The sequence below is a fragment of the Marinococcus salis genome, assembly GCF_054971365.1.
Genome location: NZ_JBQOJB010000015.1, coordinates 1 through 16,686, shown reverse-complemented (window position 1 = coordinate 16,686; position 16,686 = coordinate 1). Strand labels below are relative to the sequence as shown.

18 protein-coding genes are annotated in these 16,686 nt (G+C 44.4%); 7 read left to right on the top strand and 11 right to left on the bottom strand.

The window, feature by feature from the left end:
- Window positions 1-16: 16 nt before the first annotated feature.
- Window positions 17-793, bottom strand: a complete 777-nt coding sequence (locus tag ACTTK6_RS12195) for an alpha/beta hydrolase (protein ID WP_233133433.1) — start codon at window positions 791-793, stop codon at window positions 17-19.
- A gap of 123 nt (window positions 794-916) precedes the next feature.
- Between ACTTK6_RS12195 and ACTTK6_RS12190 the strand changes: the two genes are divergently transcribed.
- Both ACTTK6_RS12190 and ACTTK6_RS12185 read left to right on the top strand, forming a co-directional pair.
- Window positions 917-1,438 (top strand): gamma carbonic anhydrase, encoded by a 522-nt coding sequence (locus ACTTK6_RS12190; protein WP_079475698.1) that lies wholly within the window; start codon window positions 917-919, stop codon window positions 1,436-1,438.
- Between the two features lie 314 nt (window positions 1,439-1,752).
- Window positions 1,753-2,652 carry a helix-turn-helix domain-containing protein gene (locus ACTTK6_RS12185; RefSeq protein WP_079475697.1) on the top strand — a complete coding sequence of 300 codons (900 nt, stop codon included), beginning with the start codon at window positions 1,753-1,755 and terminating at the stop codon, window positions 2,650-2,652.
- A gap of 46 nt (window positions 2,653-2,698) precedes the next feature.
- Here ACTTK6_RS12185 and ACTTK6_RS12180 read toward each other — a convergent pair whose 3' ends face one another.
- Both ACTTK6_RS12180 and ACTTK6_RS12175 read right to left on the bottom strand, forming a co-directional pair.
- Entirely contained in the window at window positions 2,699-3,343 is a 645-nt protein-coding gene (locus tag ACTTK6_RS12180; protein ID WP_233133431.1) for a FusB/FusC family EF-G-binding protein, read from the bottom strand.
- A 141-nt stretch (window positions 3,344-3,484) separates the two neighbouring features.
- Window positions 3,485-4,354 carry a LysR family transcriptional regulator gene (locus ACTTK6_RS12175; RefSeq protein WP_079475696.1) on the bottom strand — a complete coding sequence of 290 codons (870 nt, stop codon included), beginning with the start codon at window positions 4,352-4,354 and terminating at the stop codon, window positions 3,485-3,487.
- Window positions 4,355-4,463: 109 nt separating this feature from the next.
- On the opposite strand from ACTTK6_RS12175, the gene ACTTK6_RS12170 reads away from it, so the two are divergent.
- Together ACTTK6_RS12170 and ACTTK6_RS12165 are read left to right on the top strand one after the other, a co-directional pair.
- Window positions 4,464-5,456 carry a YeiH family protein gene (locus ACTTK6_RS12170; protein WP_079475695.1) on the top strand — a complete coding sequence of 331 codons (993 nt, stop codon included), beginning with the start codon at window positions 4,464-4,466 and terminating at the stop codon, window positions 5,454-5,456.
- 85 nt (window positions 5,457-5,541) lie between these two features.
- A complete protein-coding gene (locus ACTTK6_RS12165; protein ID WP_079475694.1) occupies window positions 5,542-6,411 on the top strand; it encodes a DMT family transporter in 870 nt (289 codons plus the stop codon).
- 154 nt (window positions 6,412-6,565) lie between these two features.
- Here ACTTK6_RS12165 and ACTTK6_RS12160 read toward each other — a convergent pair whose 3' ends face one another.
- Window positions 6,566-6,712, bottom strand: coding sequence for a hypothetical protein (locus ACTTK6_RS12160; protein ID WP_158219185.1), 147 nt, complete (start codon window positions 6,710-6,712; stop codon window positions 6,566-6,568).
- Between the two features lie 142 nt (window positions 6,713-6,854).
- Entirely contained in the window at window positions 6,855-7,103 is a 249-nt protein-coding gene (locus ACTTK6_RS12155; RefSeq protein WP_079475693.1) for a hypothetical protein, read from the bottom strand.
- A 366-nt stretch (window positions 7,104-7,469) separates the two neighbouring features.
- Between ACTTK6_RS12155 and brnQ the strand changes: the two genes are divergently transcribed.
- A complete protein-coding gene (gene brnQ, locus ACTTK6_RS12150) occupies window positions 7,470-8,795 on the top strand; it encodes a branched-chain amino acid transport system II carrier protein (protein ID WP_094908804.1) in 1,326 nt (441 codons plus the stop codon).
- A 40-nt stretch (window positions 8,796-8,835) separates the two neighbouring features.
- Here the strand turns inward: brnQ and ACTTK6_RS12145 are convergent, their stop codons facing one another.
- The 6 genes from ACTTK6_RS12145 to ACTTK6_RS12120 all read right to left on the bottom strand — a co-directional run bounded on the left by ACTTK6_RS12145 (window position 8,836) and on the right by ACTTK6_RS12120 (window position 14,326).
- Window positions 8,836-9,675, bottom strand: coding sequence for a formate/nitrite transporter family protein (locus tag ACTTK6_RS12145; RefSeq protein WP_079475691.1), 840 nt, complete (start codon window positions 9,673-9,675; stop codon window positions 8,836-8,838).
- Between the two features lie 101 nt (window positions 9,676-9,776).
- Window positions 9,777-10,949 (bottom strand): iron-containing alcohol dehydrogenase, encoded by a 1,173-nt coding sequence (locus ACTTK6_RS12140; RefSeq protein ID WP_079475690.1) that lies wholly within the window; start codon window positions 10,947-10,949, stop codon window positions 9,777-9,779.
- Between the two features lie 167 nt (window positions 10,950-11,116).
- A complete protein-coding gene (locus ACTTK6_RS12135) occupies window positions 11,117-12,181 on the bottom strand; it encodes a hypothetical protein (protein WP_079475689.1) in 1,065 nt (354 codons plus the stop codon).
- A 50-nt stretch (window positions 12,182-12,231) separates the two neighbouring features.
- Window positions 12,232-12,606 (bottom strand): hypothetical protein, encoded by a 375-nt coding sequence (locus tag ACTTK6_RS12130; protein ID WP_143745420.1) that lies wholly within the window; start codon window positions 12,604-12,606, stop codon window positions 12,232-12,234.
- Window positions 12,607-12,784: 178 nt separating this feature from the next.
- Entirely contained in the window at window positions 12,785-13,726 is a 942-nt protein-coding gene (locus ACTTK6_RS12125; protein WP_079475687.1) for an alpha/beta hydrolase, read from the bottom strand.
- 201 nt (window positions 13,727-13,927) lie between these two features.
- On the bottom strand, window positions 13,928-14,326 hold the full coding sequence (locus ACTTK6_RS12120; protein WP_079475686.1) for a VOC family protein: 399 nt from the start codon (window positions 14,324-14,326) through the stop codon (window positions 13,928-13,930).
- A gap of 213 nt (window positions 14,327-14,539) precedes the next feature.
- Between ACTTK6_RS12120 and ACTTK6_RS12115 the strand changes: the two genes are divergently transcribed.
- Both ACTTK6_RS12115 and ACTTK6_RS12110 read left to right on the top strand, forming a co-directional pair.
- Window positions 14,540-14,797, top strand: coding sequence for a hypothetical protein (locus ACTTK6_RS12115; RefSeq protein WP_094908803.1), 258 nt, complete (start codon window positions 14,540-14,542; stop codon window positions 14,795-14,797).
- Window positions 14,798-15,028: 231 nt separating this feature from the next.
- Window positions 15,029-16,588, top strand: a complete 1,560-nt coding sequence (locus ACTTK6_RS12110; RefSeq protein WP_094908802.1) for a BCCT family transporter — start codon at window positions 15,029-15,031, stop codon at window positions 16,586-16,588.
- The last annotated feature ends 98 nt before the right edge of the window (window positions 16,589-16,686 follow it).

Sequence of the window (16,686 nt, the reverse complement as noted above, 5' to 3'; positions counted from 1 at the left end):
GATTGGCTGGTTCATTTCAGGAATGCTGATTCATAAAGTGAATAATATATCTTACCACCCGTTCCTGTTCGGGCTCATTCAATATTTCATGGTAAAGATTGTTCCATATTTTAATCGTTCGTTCCGATGTATGCAGCCGGTTAAACCAACGCACAGTTGCTTCTTTATCAACGATATAATCCTCTCCGGCCTGCATAACCAGAAGTGGCGTATCCGGAAAGCTTTCCGGCTGTGCCAGGCTGATCCGCATTGCCCGGATCATCTCCTGGTACCAACGGACCGTAACCGTATCATTCACTAATTCATCCTTCTGGTACTCGGCTCTCGTCTCCGGATTTCTTGTTAAATACTGGGCTTGGATGCCGGTTTTTAAATTTTTGCCCGGCATGAGCCGGTGCGCAAGCCTTCCGGACAATTCCCGGACCCTGTTTGGATATGCGTATAACCCAAGCGCGGGGGAAGACAGTATAATACCTTTTACTGGCATATACCGCTCGGATACCGCCCGAATGACAATTAATCCCCCCATGCTGTGGCCAAGCATAAAAATAGGCAGCTTAAAAGAAGCTGCTTCTCTATACCATTCATATACGGTATCAGTATATTCACGGAAGCTATCTATATGGCCTCTTCGCCCGTTAGTTTCTCCGTGTCCCGGCAAGTCCCCGGTAATCACATGCAGATGCTGGCGTTTCAATACATGGATCAGCCATTCATATCTCCGGTAATGCTCTCCTGATCCATGAACCAGCACCACTACCCCACGCGGGCGGTCTACTAACCTTTTTTCCAAAATCATCGCCCCCTTTCTCCCTCGGTCCAGTACACTGGGAACTATATCTTTCTTTATTTTACTATTATTTTTGCTACACTTGCATTAGAAATGCAGAATAAATTTCGGAAAGAGTGGTTTTTTATGATTTATCCGTATAATAATCAGTACCCTTCCATTGCTTCCACCGTTTTTTTAGCAGACTTCACGATCATTACAGGCGACGTTACGATTGGCGAAGAGTCTAGTATCTGGTTTCACACTGTCATTCGCGGGGACGTAGCTCCCACACTGATTGGCAGCAGAGTCAACATTCAGGATCAGTGCCTGCTTCATCAAAGCCCAAAGCATCCTTTAATTATTGAGGACGACGTTACCGTTGGGCACCAGGTGATGCTTCATTCTGCCATTATACGAAAAAAAGCCTTGGTCGGTATGGGCTCTACGATACTTGATGGAGCGGAAATTGGAGAAGGCGCTTTTATTGGTGCCGGCAGCCTTGTGCCTCCTGGTAAAAAAATTCCATCCGGCACGCTCGCTTTTGGGCGCCCGGCCAAGGTTGTCCGGGAGCTTACAGCCGAGGACAAAGAGGATATGGAGCGCATACGGACCGAGTACGTTGAGAAAGCAAAACAGTATAAAGAGATAAGCCGCCGGCATCAGTGATGTCAGCGGCTTATTCTTTAATACTGGTGCGGGAGATCTCTTGTTATGATTTCACCTGTAACGGGCGTTATCTGCTGAACCGGTACTGTTAATGCCATTAATAATGCTAACACAGCGCACCATACACCTGTCTTTTTCATTTCTTCACCTCTTTATTATATGCTCGTTTTAGTATATTCGAACTACAAAAAGAGTGTTTTTCGCTTCCGGGACCAAAATCGATTATTTTCCTAAGACTTTCCTCTTTTTTCTCCCGATTTCTTCCCGTAAAATAACTATAGGAATATTTGAGAGACAGGGAGAGGGCTATATTGATGGATTTTTCAAGAGTGGGCCGTAAGATACAGGAATTAAGAAAATACCGGGGCTATACACAAAAAGAACTTGCCAAGGATATTTGTACCCAGGCGCAGATCAGTAAAATTGAAAAAGGCACGATTGTTCCGTATGCGAGCACAATGTTTTATATTGCCGAACGGCTGGGAGCCAACATGTATTACTTTTTTGAAGAAGCGTTAACCGAGCGGAGCGACTACGTTCGTTCTGTATTTAGTATGCTTGAAACCTACCGCTTCGAGCATGATTATGCTTCGATGCGGGAGCTGCTTTCCAAAGAGCAGAATAATCCCATTTTTAAAATCGGCTATTACGAGCAGTATATGCTCTGGCATGAAGCCATCTGCGCTTACGAAATCGACAACGATCCTACCCGGGCCCTCGAGCTGGCTTCTGCTGCCCTCGATGCTTACCATAAAGGAATCTATACGGAACGCAAGGGCGAAATCACTAATGCTATGGCTATTATTTATAACCTCGAACACGAATATAAAAAAGCCGCTGACATATGCCGAAAAGCTCTACAGGACCATCAGGACCTGATGAACCCGGAGAACAAGTCTATTGAATTAAAGCTGATATATACGTTAACAAAAGCACTAACCTACCAGGGAGCCTACCAGCAGTCCATTGATTGGTGTACCAGGGGCATCGACCGCTGCATTGACCTGCAGAACAGCTACGTGTTTGGAGAGCTGCTGTACCAAAGGGGCCAAAACCTTCTGGTGCTCGGATTCGATGACTCAGCTCTTCAGGATTGGGGCCAGGCCTGTTCCATGTTTGATACTATGAAGCAGATTGGCCTTGCAGATCACATCCGCCAGGAAATCAACGACTATAAAAAAGACGGTATCATCCATCTGCATACGCTCCAATAACAATGAAAGCCGGGAAAGGTAAGAATCTTCCCGGCTTTCATGTTATTCATTTTTTCAGGTGATACATAAATGTTTCAAGCTGGCGGATGTCTGTAATATTTTGATTACACCTGCTGCTGTCCTGGCATATATAATTGCCGCGGCTCGTGTACGTTTCTTTCCCGGCCTTTACTACAGCCATAAAAAGACCTGTTTCTTCGTGTTTGTTACAGATTGTACAGATCCCTTTACCAGGAGAGCTTCGAAAAGTTCCAAACACCCCGGTCAGCCTTCTTTGATCTGTCGTAATAATATATTTTCGTTCAGAGCGGACATCATTCCACCCCAGATACGATATATTTCTTAGATTCTTCTCTTCCAAAGGCGGCATCGTCAATTTCTTTACTTTCGGGAAAAGTTTTTTAATCCGTTCAGCCGTAACAGCAGGAAACGAAATCACATACGCTTTCAGTTCAGTCAGTATCTGCTCTGCCTGACTGCTGTCCTCTACATATAGAATCTTTTTTAACAGCTCTTCCTGTTCTTCATTCATAGAATAGAAGGTATTGATAATTTGATCAAAAGCACTGTATTTTAATGCATGGATCACATCAGCGTCTTTTACTGTGGCATGCGCATGAGCAAATTTCCATACATGCTCTTTGATAAAATTAAACTGATCGTTGCGCAAAAATGGTTCCATTTGGCTCATTCATCCATTCCTCATTTCAGTTAATAAGCTTCCTCTCTTTTTCCGAACTGCCAGACTCTGACTGTGAATAGCGATATTAGTATACAATAAATTAATTTTAGTAAAAAACGTTAGAAAACGGACAAACGAGATCCGGCTCTACTAATTTTCTGTCAGAGAACGAATCACAAACTGTACATTTTTTGTTCGTGCCGCTCTCTTTGGCAACACGTAGGAAAAAAACCTGCTGGCATCGATGCCTTCAATAGATAAAAGCTCAAGCGTATTATGTTTTTGTTCTTCCGAGATCGCTGCTTCTGATAATAAGGACAACCCCAGCCCATTTTTCACAGCTTCCTTTACTCCCTGCGTGCTGCTGATCACAAGGAGTGAACGTACACGGATGCCATTTACGTTCATTACATAATCAAACGATTCCCTTGTGCCTGACCCTTTCTCACGCACGACCCACTTCTGGTCCTGCAGCGCTTCAAGGGTTACAGGATAAAAAGGGGTGGAAGTATTTTTCACTACTCCCAGGCGGTCAGCCTGGAACGGTGTCAACGTAATGTCAGCAGCTCCGCTATGTCCTTCCACCAGTCCGATATCGACCTTAAGTGCGCGGACAAGCTGAATAATTTCTTCTGTATTGGCAATCGTTACTTCAAAATGAATCTCTTCGTATTCCTCCTGCATTCTGGCCATCAGTTCAGGAAGAACGTATTCCCCGATCGTAAAGCTGGCACCAATATGAATAGTGCCGCTCACTTCTTCGTGCATCGTGTATACTGCTTCTTTCATACGGTTGTACGTGCTCATCAATTGACGGGCATGGTCTAAAAAAACCTCCCCTTCTCTTGTGAGCATTAACGACTTTGTCGTCCGCTGAAACAGGGGGGCCAGGAATTCTTTTTCAAGGTTTTTTATATGCACGCTTACAGTTGGCTGAGAAAGGGAGAGGACCTCAGAGGCTTTTGTGAAGTTTTTTTCCTCTACCACTGTCAAAAACGTTTTTAATTCGTCAATATGCATTCGGACCTCCTGTTTATTAAAAATATTAATTAATTACATTATATATATTTGTTTTTATAATAAAAAGGCCCGAAGTACAATAGCAGTACTGATTAGGAGTTGAAGGCGGATGAAAAAATTTATTTCTTCCATTCCCATGTTATTGTACGGAGTTATTTTTACGTTTATTGCTGCGGTGCTCAGCAGCGCACTAGCTGAAACTGCCCCATTCTCAGCAATGGGTGCTTTGGTTATCGCAATACTTGTAGGCATACTTTGGCGGACTACCGCCGGCATACCTGAAAGGGCATTACCGGGCATTACTTTTTCGAGCAGATTCCTGCTGCGGCTCGGTATTATTTTTCTCGGCGCGCGTCTTCATTTGGGGGACATTTATGATGCAGGGTTCAACGCTTTTTTCATCGCTGCTTCAGGCTTACTTATTACCCTTCTTTTCATTTATTTTGCCGCCGCGGCCCTCAGAATCGATAAAACGCTAAGTCTGTTAACTGCCTGTGGAACAGCAATCTGCGGAGCCTCTGCTATCGCGGCCATTGCACCAATTGTTAAAGCAGAGCAAAAAACAACGACAGCAAGCATCGCTATTATTGCCTTGATCGGTACTGTTTTTTCTGTTTCCTATACTCTTTTGTTTCCGTTCCTTGGGATGAACGCATATGAATACGGCATCTTATCTGGAGGCACTCTTCACGAAATCGCTCATGCAGTAGCAGCATCCGAAGCCGGGGGCGCCGTTTCGGAAAACAACGCACTTGTGATCAAACTAACGAGGGTGGCTCTTCTTATCCCGGCAGCTCTTGTGATTGCATTGCTTCATGGCCGTAAAGAAAAGGAAAGCCTCCGTAAGCTCCCAGTCCCCTGGTTTATTTTTGGCTTTTTAGCAATGAGTCTGGCTAACACCTTTCATTTGCTCAGCGCGTCCACGGCTGCCTTTATGGTATCTGCTTCTTATATTCTTCTCGGTATGGCCATGGCTGGACTGGGTATGCAAATGCCTGCTGCTTTTTTTAAGACAGTTAATTTAAAGATATTTATCGTTGCCGTTTCCGGCTCGCTGCTGTTGTCCTTTTTCGGCTACTTTCTCATTGAAGTGTTACTTTAATCCGGACGGCACTGCAGAAGCTGTTTGAGACAGATGCCTTCAGGGTAAACATTATTGTTCACACTAACTAGCACGGAGGCCGACAATGAAATTTTCAGGCACAATTTTAGTAGTATTGGCCGCGATGCTTTGGGGCATTTCAGGCGGGCTGGCCGATATTCTTTTACATAAGGGCTGGAGCCCGTTGGTCATTTCCTTTTACCGGGGGGCAGTAGGCTTTGTCTGCATTTTTGCATGGTTTCTGCTCCGTCTGCGCAAGACCGGTTCTCCCACTGTCCGCTTATTCGTATGGGCGGGGCTCGCCGGGGCAGGCGTTGCCGGCAATTTCACCTTTTATTTCCTGAGTATTGAGGCCTCTAGTGTAGCGATTGCGGCTACACTAATGTATACCGCCCCCATTTTTGTCTTTCTAATTTCTTTTTTTCTCCGACAGGAAGCTTCTACTTTTTTCAAATGGGGCTGTATCGCAGTAGTGCTGGTCGGGATTTTTCTTTTGACCGGTGCTTATGATACTGGAGGTTCTACCGTTACGCTTGCAGGAGCCGCTGCCGGCCTCGGGGCCGGTCTTTCCTACGCGTTATTTATTTTCGGGTTCAAATATGCCTCTGCAGCCGGCAGGCCTGAAACTATATTAACCATCGCTTTCTTCATTTTCTGCGTGCTTCTTTTACTATTTATTGACCGGCAGGAAGCGGCTTCTGTGCTGGCTTCCAGTGATGTCGGATGGTTTTTGCTGCTCGGACTCGTGGGGGCCGGTATATCCTTCGTCCTTTATATTATCGGTATAAAGCGAACCACTCCGGTCACTGCTTCAATGGTTGCTATGGCAGAGCCTGTGACCGCTTCGTTGTTTGGGGTAGTCCTTCTTGGGGACAGTTTGACTATCATTCAGGCGGCCGGTATTGCTATCATTCTTCTTTCCATTACAGCATTTAGTGTTCGCCAATCTGCCTAAAAAAGCAGCTCCCAAAGCGGGGCTGCTTTTTATGTGAAAAAATAGTGTAGTCATGGCTTTCTTTTGATATTTGTTACCTTCATCATCCAGCGTTTCTTTTCTTATAAAAGAAGCCCACAGATAAACTGGGGGGGGGCTCTGAACGTCGTATGCATTATAAAAAACTGATGGAAGTGATGGATTTCATAATATGCTGTACATTTGTTAACATGGTCGGCATTTGCTCAATATTCATAAACGGCACAATTACATAAATCATAGAAAGCCCCATCACCATCATCAACACAATTGGGTTACGCAAATTGCAGACCTCTTTTCTCCAAATTATTAATTAAATACCATCGTATCAACCCAATTGTAATTTTTGTGTTTTATTATACACTTGTAACGTAAACGTAATTTCTTTAATCTTTTATACATCAAATGGTTATTTTTGTTATTTTTTAACCCGAATTCGTCCGTTGCTGGCTCCAGGGGATTTTAAAACCGACAAGCTCAATCTGCAGCTGATCAATACGTTTTGTCTGCCCTTCGACATAACCGTGATCATGGAGAATGCTGATGATTTCCTGTATTTCCTCCCATTGCTCATGACTTGCTGTATAAGGAACTTCTAAAATGACAATATCATTATGCTCTTCAACTGTAGAACAAAATCGATGGTTTTTAACCCAGTCCATACCCTTCCCCATAGTTTTTTCCTCCCAAATGATATTGGACCTATGCATATATACCCTATTATACATTATATACACTTGAAATAATTAAAAATCCGGATTTTTCTTTTGCTTTTTTGTTCTTAGCCTAAGTATCCGCTTACAATAATTTCCCTGTTTTCCTGCATGATTACGGTTTACTTCCAGGCAAATCCGCGTTACATTATAGAAAGATTATTAACGTTACATAGTGCGATTCAGTATATATAGTCAATTTCTCACAAGATAGTCCTGTATGACATAAAGCTCTAAAGACTCTCTTAAGAATTTGACTCGTTTCCTTTTTGGAAACGGGTTTTTTGTGTTGTGTTCTGCCATTATTTACGTGTAGGAGGTGCTGGTATGAAAAAGTCGCGCATTCTGTTTATCGGTTTTATGCTGTTTTCTTTATTTTTTGGAGCGGGCAATTTGATTTTCCCACCATTTCTCGGTTATTCTGCGGGAAGCAATTTCACTCCCGCCATCCTTGGTTTTCTATTTACAGGAGTACTCCTTCCGATTCTTGCCATTCTGGCTGTTGTCCAGGCACGCCACGGGCTTATCAGCATCGGAAGCAGAGTCCATCCAGTGTTCGGACTGTTGTTTGCAGTGTTGATTTATTTATCTATCGGCGCGTTGTACGGTATTCCAAGAGCCGCAAACGTCGCCTACGAAATTGGCTTTGTTCCCGCAGCAGGGGTTGGCACCTGGTGGACGCTTTTGCTTTTTTCTGTGATTTTTTTCGTGCTCACCCTGTTGCTGAGCTTAAATCCTGAAAAGATTGTGGACCGTCTCGGTCAATGGCTCACACCTATTTTATTTGGAACTTTAGCCATTTTGTTTGTTCGGGCTTTTTTTATTTTCGATGCAGAGCCCACTACGGTTGATGCTCCTTATACCAGTTCACCTTTTATCGGAGGCTTTCTTGAGGGATATTTGACAATGGATGCTCTTGGAGCGCTTGCCTTTGGGATGGTTATTGTTAACAGCCTGAGTGCCCAGGGGGCTTCCTCTAAGCGCGAGCTGATGACCGGCGCCACTGCAGCTACTATAGTAGCTGGCCTTGGGCTTTCTGTTGTTTATATTTCGCTTGGCTGGATTGGTTCCCGGATGTTTCAGCAGGAAGGCATTTCTGACGGGGCCGGCGTTCTTGAACCCGCCGCAGCCATGCTGTTTGGTCCTTCCGGCAGCTTGTTTTTTGGCGTAATTGTTTTCCTTGCCTGCCTGACCACCTGTGTTGGGCTGATAACGGCATGCTCCGAGTTTTTTCACAGCGTTATGCCTCGAATAGCCTACAAATCCTTTGTCGTGCTTTTCATCATCATCGGCATGATGGTGACTAATTTAGGATTGTCCTTGATTTTGAGCATTGCGGTGCCTTTACTTGTATTCATCTATCCACTCGCTATTGTGCTTATTGTGCTTTCGCTTCTTCGTCCACTTATCGGGGAGGGCTCTCTGATGTATCAGCTGTCTATGATTTTCACAGGAATATTTGCCCTCTACGAGGGACTTTCTAACGTCGGCATCTCTGCCCCAGCTGTTACAGGCATTCTTCAGACCGCTCCATTTTTTGAGCAGGGGCTTGGCTGGGCGTTACCAGCACTTATCGGAGCTGCTGTCGGATACCTGCTCGACAGACTTATGTCCTCCAGTTCTTCTCAGAAAGCTTCTTTTAACGAAAAGTGAATTCCATAAAAAAAGCTGCCCCTTTTCAGGAGCAGTTTTTTTATTCAATACTGTCGCCGTCGCGAAGCTCTTCCCGGTAGGCAAATAAGAATAATAGAGAAACAAGGAGAGCACCGCCGATTAAATTACCTATGCTTGCAGGGATTAAATTAAATAGCAGGTATTCATACCAGGCATACTGGGTATCTGCAAATACGCCCATGCTGAAGTATCCCATATTCGCAGCGCTGTGCTGAAAATTGCCGGCCACAAATAAAATGACCGGAAGAGCGGTTGCGACTACTTTTCCTGTAACATCTCTCGCAGCTGTAGTCAGAAACGAGGCCATGCCGATTAACCAGTTCGCCAGAATGCCGGATAACACGACCTGGAACCATCCGATGCCGCCGGCCTCTTTAAATTTCATTTTATCCGACAAATATACTTGCAGCTCCCCGTAAAACTCGGGCGTCAAGGAGCCGGACAGCTGAATGATGACCCCGACAAACAGAGCGCCAACAATATTGCCGATATAGGTAGCAAGCCAGAACCTTACAATCGGCATAAAATAGACGCTGGGCTTTCGAAACAAGTAGCTTGGCAGCAGAATATTGATCTCTGTAAATAATACAGCGCCAGATAGAAATACCATGACATAAGCCGCTGTAAAACCAAGCCCTGACAATAGATAGTATAGCCCTTTCGCTTCTACGCCTGTTGCAAGGAGAATCGAAAAAACAGCTCCGAAGGTCATAAATGATCCCGCCAGTATAGCCAGCAGAAATTGTGCTTTGAATTCCTTACTTAAGTGGTTACGCCCATTTTCCCCAAACGACTGTACCACCTCGGGAGGTTCTTTATACTGCCGGTCGGCTGCCCCGAGCTTTTGTTCTTTCGGCATAACACATCTCTCCTTCTCCTAATCTCTGCTACAGGATCAGTACCAAAGGAAAAAACCCCGAAGCAATCGGGGTTTCCGGTTCACCTTTTTTCCTTTTATACTCAGCCTTTTACCAGAGCTTCTTTTCCGTAATACGAAGCCTTAAACAAGTCCTTCATCTGTTCGAAGGATGTTTCCCGTGGATTGGTGCCGGTACACGGATCGCTTAGTGCATTTTGAGCCATGGTATCCAGATGCTCTTCGAAATCCTTTTCAGGAACACCGTATTCTTCAAGCGTAACAGCTAGTCCTAAATCTTTGTTGAGTTCAAAAATATACTCTACAAGCGAATCTGTCAATTCTTTGTCTGTCTGCCCTTTTAAATGCAGGCGACGCGCAATTTCTGCATAGCGGTCTTCTACCACTGCACGGTTGAACTCAATGACATACGGGAGATAAATTGCATTAGCATAGCCGTGGGGAATATCAAACGTAGGACCGCTTTTATGGGCAAGACTATGCACATTGCCAAGTACCGCATTCGCAAACGCCATCCCGGCCATCGCCTGAATGCTGTGCATCTGCTTTCCGGCTTCATGGTCGCCGTTATACGATGCTTTCAAATTATCTTTAATCACTTCGGCTCCGCCGAGAGCAAGAATGTTAGTATATAACGTACGCGGCTTAGCTACATATGATTCGATAGTATGGGTGAAAGCATCCATACCGGTGTAAGCGGCAATATGCTTCGGCAGATCTTCCACCATGACCGGGTCAATAATAGCAATGTCCGGTGTCAGACCAAAGTCTGCAAGTGGATACTTGACGTTTGTTGTTTCGTCCGCCACTACTGAAAGGTTGGACACTTCAGAACCGCTGCCGCTTGTCGTAGGAATGCCGGCAAATTTCGCCTTTTGGCGGAGACGAGGCAATTCAAAAGGCTTCGTTGCATCCTCAAAGGAAAGCTCAGGATGCTCATAAAAAAGCCACATCGCTTTAGCAGCGTCCATTGCGGAACCACCACCGATGCCTACAATCCAGTCAGGTGCAAAGGAACGCATTTCTTCTGCTCCTTCTTTGACCATTTTTGCAGTTGGTTCAGTATTATACCCTTCCAGAACTTCAGTTTCAATTCCTGCTGCAGCAAGATGCTCCTGGATGCGGGTTAAATTACCGTTCTTTTTCACTGAGCCGCCGCCAATAACGAGCGTGGCTTTTTTTCCTTCAAATGTACGCAGCACTTCAAGCGCATTATCTTCAAAATAGATGTCTCTTGGAATCGTAAATCTGCTCATTAGTTAAGCCTCCCTGTTGTTTTAAGCTAAACGAAGATGTCTGGTATGATTAATGAACATCTATTTTAACTACAATTTAAGCTTTTCCTTTTAGCCGGGCATATTAAACATCGAAGAGATCTCTCCCCGAGTACAAGCATAAAAAAAAGACCCGGGCGGGCCTTTTTTTATGATTCATCTTTTGCAAGTGCGCTGTTTAAGTCTTTTTTAACGCTTTCCATAACCTCGGACTTAATTTCATTCAACAGATCACTTTCAGAATCACCGGCCAGCTCATTACGCAGCTGTTGGACGAGTTCCTGCTTAACGTCTTCATATAAATCACCTTTTAATTCGTCGATCAGTGAATGCTTTACATCTTCGAGGAGCTGGCTGGTTGCTTCTTCGGAAATAAACGAATACCCTTCTTCTGCTGTGTCTTCTTCGGCTGCTGGTTCTTTCTGTTCCACTTCACCACTGTTTTCTTCTGTTTCCTCTTCATGGTCTTCTGACGAACTCTTCTGCTCCTGCGAAGAGTCTGCGTCTTCTTTGTCTTCTGCTTGCTCGTCTTCTGCAGCAGGCTCTTCCTGTTCTTCTTCATCTGAGGTTTCTTCTTCACTATTGTCTGCTTCTGAAGAATCTTCATCCGTATCTTCCTCACCGCCTGCTGTTTCCTGCTCTTGTTTTTCAGAGTCCCCGTCTATATTTTCCTGGGGCGCTTCTCCGTCACCACCGCTCTCAACCTCGGCCATTATTTCATCGATCATTCCTTTTTTATCTGTTGAAGAGAGCTTAAGGCCGCTCTCTTCAGCAAGAGCCTGAATATCTTCTATACTCTGCATATATAAATCAATTTCTTCATCTTCGCCATCTTCATTTGTAATAACAACGTTTGCCTGTTCTTCCGCTTCTTCTAATGAGGAATCCTCTTCGTCATCTTCGCTGCTCGGCTCTTCCTGTTCCTCTTGTTCAGGAAGCTCTTCGTCATTTTCTTCTTTCTGGTCCTGGGCTCTTTCGCTTTCTTCGTCCTCTGAGCCTTGATCTTCTTCGTTATCTTCACTTTCTACTTCGTTCATGATTTCATTAATCATGTCTTGTTTTTTAGTAGAAGATAATTCGAGACCGCTCTCTTCGGCGAGAGCCTTAATATCTTTTACGCTCATCATATAAAGATCTACTTCTTCATCTTCTCCGTCCTCATTCGTGATGACAACATTTGCCTGCTCCTCTGATGATTGTTCCTTTTTAGCCAATGCAATCCCTCTTTTCACTTCTCCCGCTCGAGAATATATTATTGTTTTTATTAGACAAAATGGATAATAATCTGCCGGATTTCTTTTTGGAATTCTCCTGGAATACGCTTTTCATACCTTGTAGAAATTACGCAATGATCCTGCCGCTGAATTTCTGTGATGGGATATTGAAATATTAATCGGCCCTCTTCATCTTTTGCATAAAAAATCATGCGTGCCCGTTTCTTCACCCCGTTAGCATACCGTCCTTTACCCTGCCATTGTGGAAATTGAAACCCAAAGGTGTATTTTCCATCCTCTTTTTCTCCTGAAGCCTGACCGTCTAATGGGATACGGATATTTACTATTCGTCCAGGAAGAACTAACACGATTAACCTCTCCTTATAGATGAGTGTTTTTTCACCGCGCCGGATTGTCCTTTCCATTTATCTGTTTTCTTTCGTTAGTTGTATCATTACCTTTACAACCCTATTTTAACCTTCTACAAAGGAACTAATTTTAAAGGTGAGATTACAGTCGTTATTATAAGATGCTGCATGCACAACAAAGCCCCCTTGGAATTTCAGGGGGCCTTGCCTGGAGTGTTTATAAAATACAGATTGCTCATAGGTTTCTCTTTAAAGCATCTATATATCCTCTAACTGCCCGCTGACTGACTTCTGCCTGCGGGGCAATGCCTTCAAATCCATGAAAGCATCCCGGATACAGATGAAATTCTGCATGCACACCAGCCTGGCTTAGCCTCGAGATATATTCGATCGTTTCATCCCGAAATGGGTCTGCTCCCCCTACCATAGTATAAGCAGCCGGAAGCCCGGTAAAATCTTCTGCTGAAGCGGGAGAAGCATAGACGGAAACATCTTCGGTTTGACCAGCCAGATAAGCCTCCCAGGCTGCCTGATTCGAGTAATAGTTCCATACTCTTGTATCCGTAATTTCCTGACTTGAAGTAGTAATATTTCGATAATCTAACATCGGGCACAGGGGCATTTGGAAAGCTATTTTCGGCCCGCCCCTGTCTCTTGCCATCAAGCATACAGCTGCTGTCAGGCCACCGCCGGCGCTGTGCCCGGCTACTCCGATTCTTTCCGGGTCCAGGCCAAGCTCCCCGGCATGATCCGACACCCATTTAAGTCCTGTATAGCAGTCCTCTACCCCGGCTGGAAATGGATGTTCCGGCGCTAGCCGGTAGGCTATAGATATAACCACACACCCTGCCTCAAGTACAAACCTTTCGCACAAGTCATCATTCATCTCCGGCGTGCCGCTCAAATAGCCGCCTCCATGAATCCAGTACAAGCCCGGAGAGATTGTTTTCACCGGCATCACCGGCTCGTATATACGAATGCGTATGTTCTGCCCCTCTTCCTGGCCCGGGATGTGTTTATCTGTGACTCTTACTTTACTGCGGCTGATAGGAGTTTCTCCTTTAAACGCCTGCTTGGTTAAAGCACGACTATTTCTGATTTCTTCCCGGGTAGAAAATTTCATTTCCGACAGCTCATCCAATACCGCATGCAATTCACTCTGAATTTTTTCCTTCATTTTTCGAATCTCCTGCTTTCTGCTGGTAACGTAAGCTGTATTATAATAAACATTAATTGTATGCGCTTTCAAAAAATGGCAAGATTATTGATTCATTCGATTATTACTATTATAACGGGTCCTGTATCTATCTACAATTAATAAATGAAAAACAGAATAGAGGGCTTTCATCCGAATAATTTTAAATGAAACCAGGGACTATTAATTAGAGGGCAAATTCAGCTGCCACGAAACATTAAATTTATCCTGGATCCAGGCGAAGCGTTTGCTGAACCCGTAATCCTTTAAGGCCATCAGCTTTTTACCACCATCAGAAAGGTGATTGTACAAGTACTCAATCTCCTGGTCAGAGTCACAGTTGACAAACAACGAAAAAGAAGGCGTAAAGGTAAAATCATGCTTTACGTTGCTGTCCATGCATATGAACTCCTGTCCCTGCAGGGATAGCACTGCCTGCATAACGTCTCCCTCATCACCGGATTCATGCGGACCGTACCGGCTCAGACTCACAATTTTTGCCTCGTCAAGCAGGCTTGCATAATAATTAAGTGCTTCTTCTGCGTTTCCCTGAAACATAAGAAAAGGTTTAATGGACGCCATGGATATTCGCTCCTTTTATTTTGATTTCTTCTTATTTATATTCCCCTGATAGGAGTCTTTAAAGCAGGACTGCAGACTTAGAAATGCTTTACTTTTTCATCAACTGCCGACTGCACCGGACTCTCCAGTAAAAAAATTATATATATGGCCCTATCCTCCTTTTACGCTTCCTGCTTTACAATAAAATAAAAATAATCAGAACGGATGATGACCGTGAATACAAAGATGAATCTGCCGTGGCTGATAGCGGCAGCGACGGTGGAATTCCCGGCACTGCTGCTGTCGGCCGGGTGCTTCTTTGCGCTTGCAGGAATGCTCCATGTTCCTGTATATGTTTCTTTTGTCAGTGTGTTTGTCATTCATTATTTTTACTATGAACAAGTATTTTATAAAAGATGGCGGAAGGTGCTTCTCGTTGTAATAAATACTTCGTGCGTGACCGCGCTGCTTTTCCTCCTCGGGTCAATTTAAATATATTTTTTCAGCAGTGTCCGTGCCGGCGCTGCTTTTTTTAATAGCTTTTTTTGAAACGTAAATGGGTAAATAATATTCATCTTTTAGTTTATTCGGCTCTTTTTTGAGGAAGGAGAGGATTATTGATATTTTTCATATGGATTTAATGTGATTACCTGCTTGTTGTTTCCTGCATTTCTTCATTATTCACAGCCATCATGAAAAGACAAAATAAAAAGGGGGATATCAATGAGTGAACAGAATAACGATCAGCAGTCGAAATTAAAGCTGATTGATTACCGCATTTTTGTACCGGCACTTTTAATCATTGTCGCAATCTGTATACCGCTTGCTTTGTATGAGACACGCAGCATGGAAGTTTTAAATGGGATTTTTGATTCCATTGTGGAAGTATTTACATGGGGATATCTCTGGTATGGCTTAATACTCCTTGCTGCCGGGCTTTATTTTTCTTTTTCCAAATACGGAAAAGTTGTATTGGGGGACCCGTTGGAAAAACCGCGTTTTTCATTATTTGAATATGCGTCGATCCTGATTGCTATGGGGCTCGGCTCCACTATTATGCGTACCGGAATGGTGCAGTGGACCTCCGTAGCAAGCGATCCTCCAACCGGGGTGGAAGCCGGTTCCACCCAGGCCCTTATGTGGGGAAACTCTTACAGCATGTTCCTTTGGAGCTTTCAGACATTTGCTATTTTCGTTATGGCGGCCCCGGCAATGGCCTACATTCTTCATGTGCGTAAGCGACCGTTAATGCGTATTTCTGAAGCGTGCCGCGTGCTTTTTGGTGATCGGTTTACTGACGGGCTTGGCGGTAAGTTCTTAGATGTTATTTTCCTGATCAGTATTCTTGCAGGCGCTGCCGTGACACTCGGGCTCGGCTCCCCGATTATTACTAACAATCTGGCAGAGCTGCTTGGCATAGAAATAAGCTTTGGCCTTACGCTGGCCGTAACGCTCGTTTGGGTATTCATGTTTTCCCTAAGCGCCTATCTCGGGATTGAAAGGGGCATCAAACGCCTTAGTACGTTTAACATGTACCTGGCGGGGATTTTCGCTCTATTTATTATGATAGCCGGCCCCGGGATATTTATTTTGAATTATTTCACCGGCAGTCTCGGCTTTCTTATGACCAACTATATTAACATTTCCTTTTACACTGAAGCTCTTTCTTCCGGCGAGGGCAGCTATATAAAGAGCAATACCGTATTCTGGTTCGCTTATAACGCTACATGGGCGATGCTGCACAGCGTATTCGCCGCGAAAATCTCCCGGGGGCGTACTGTAAAAGAAATGATTATGACGTACCTGGCGGCACCAACAATTATCTCCTGGGTAGCTACAGGAGTTCTCGGCGGACTCGGCGTAGACAGGTTTTTAAACGGGAACCTTGACGTACTGAGCATCGTGGAAAACCAGGGGAATATGGCAGCTATACCGGCAATTTTAACTACGCTGCCGCTCTCTGGTCTTGCATTGATCATCTTTATGGTTGTCGCGTTGATCTTCTTAACTACGACACTTGATTCTACGACGTATACTATTTCAGCATATGCAAGCACCGAAAATATGAGTAAAAACGAACCTTCTAAATTCCTGCGTATTGTGGTCGCTGTCATCATTACCACGCTCGCTTTGATCTTAATGAGAATTGGAGGCCTTCCTCCGCTCGAAGTTCTTTCAGGCCTGATGGGGCTGCCAATAATCGTCATCCAGTTCCTGACGATTGCGGCGGCGAAGAAAATGATGGATCAGGACAAAGCATGGATTCACAATGTAAGAGAATAAAAAAGATTAACCGGGTACTCCTATGAAGTGACCTAAATAAATGAGACAGATAAAAGCACCTCTCACGTCGTATTCGTAGTAGGATCGACAGATGGAGG

Excerpts from the sequence above, each read along its gene's own strand:
- ACTTK6_RS12110 (WP_094908802.1), top strand. The coding sequence starts at position 15,029 with ATGAGTGAACAGAATAACGATCAGCAGTCGAAATTAAAGCTGATTGAT.
- ACTTK6_RS12145 (WP_079475691.1), bottom strand. The coding sequence starts at position 9,675 with ATGCCGAAAGAACAAAAGCTCGGGGCAGCCGACCGGCAGTATAAAGAA.
- ACTTK6_RS12120 (WP_079475686.1), bottom strand. The coding sequence starts at position 14,326 with ATGGCGTCCATTAAACCTTTTCTTATGTTTCAGGGAAACGCAGAAGAA.
- ACTTK6_RS12125 (WP_079475687.1), bottom strand. The coding sequence starts at position 13,726 with ATGAAGGAAAAAATTCAGAGTGAATTGCATGCGGTATTGGATGAGCTG.
- ACTTK6_RS12155 (WP_079475693.1), bottom strand. The coding sequence starts at position 7,103 with ATGGGGAAGGGTATGGACTGGGTTAAAAACCATCGATTTTGTTCTACA.
- ACTTK6_RS12140 (WP_079475690.1), bottom strand. The coding sequence starts at position 10,949 with ATGAGCAGATTTACGATTCCAAGAGACATCTATTTTGAAGATAATGCG.
- ACTTK6_RS12185 (WP_079475697.1), top strand. The coding sequence starts at position 1,753 with ATGGATTTTTCAAGAGTGGGCCGTAAGATACAGGAATTAAGAAAATAC.
- ACTTK6_RS12130 (WP_143745420.1), bottom strand. The coding sequence starts at position 12,606 with ATGGAAAGGACAATCCGGCGCGGTGAAAAAACACTCATCTATAAGGAG.
- ACTTK6_RS12190 (WP_079475698.1), top strand. The coding sequence starts at position 917 with ATGATTTATCCGTATAATAATCAGTACCCTTCCATTGCTTCCACCGTT.
- brnQ (WP_094908804.1), top strand. The coding sequence starts at position 7,470 with ATGAAAAAGTCGCGCATTCTGTTTATCGGTTTTATGCTGTTTTCTTTA.
- ACTTK6_RS12175 (WP_079475696.1), bottom strand. The coding sequence starts at position 4,354 with ATGCATATTGACGAATTAAAAACGTTTTTGACAGTGGTAGAGGAAAAA.
- ACTTK6_RS12180 (WP_233133431.1), bottom strand. The coding sequence starts at position 3,343 with ATGAGCCAAATGGAACCATTTTTGCGCAACGATCAGTTTAATTTTATC.
- ACTTK6_RS12170 (WP_079475695.1), top strand. The coding sequence starts at position 4,464 with ATGAAAAAATTTATTTCTTCCATTCCCATGTTATTGTACGGAGTTATT.
- ACTTK6_RS12165 (WP_079475694.1), top strand. The coding sequence starts at position 5,542 with ATGAAATTTTCAGGCACAATTTTAGTAGTATTGGCCGCGATGCTTTGG.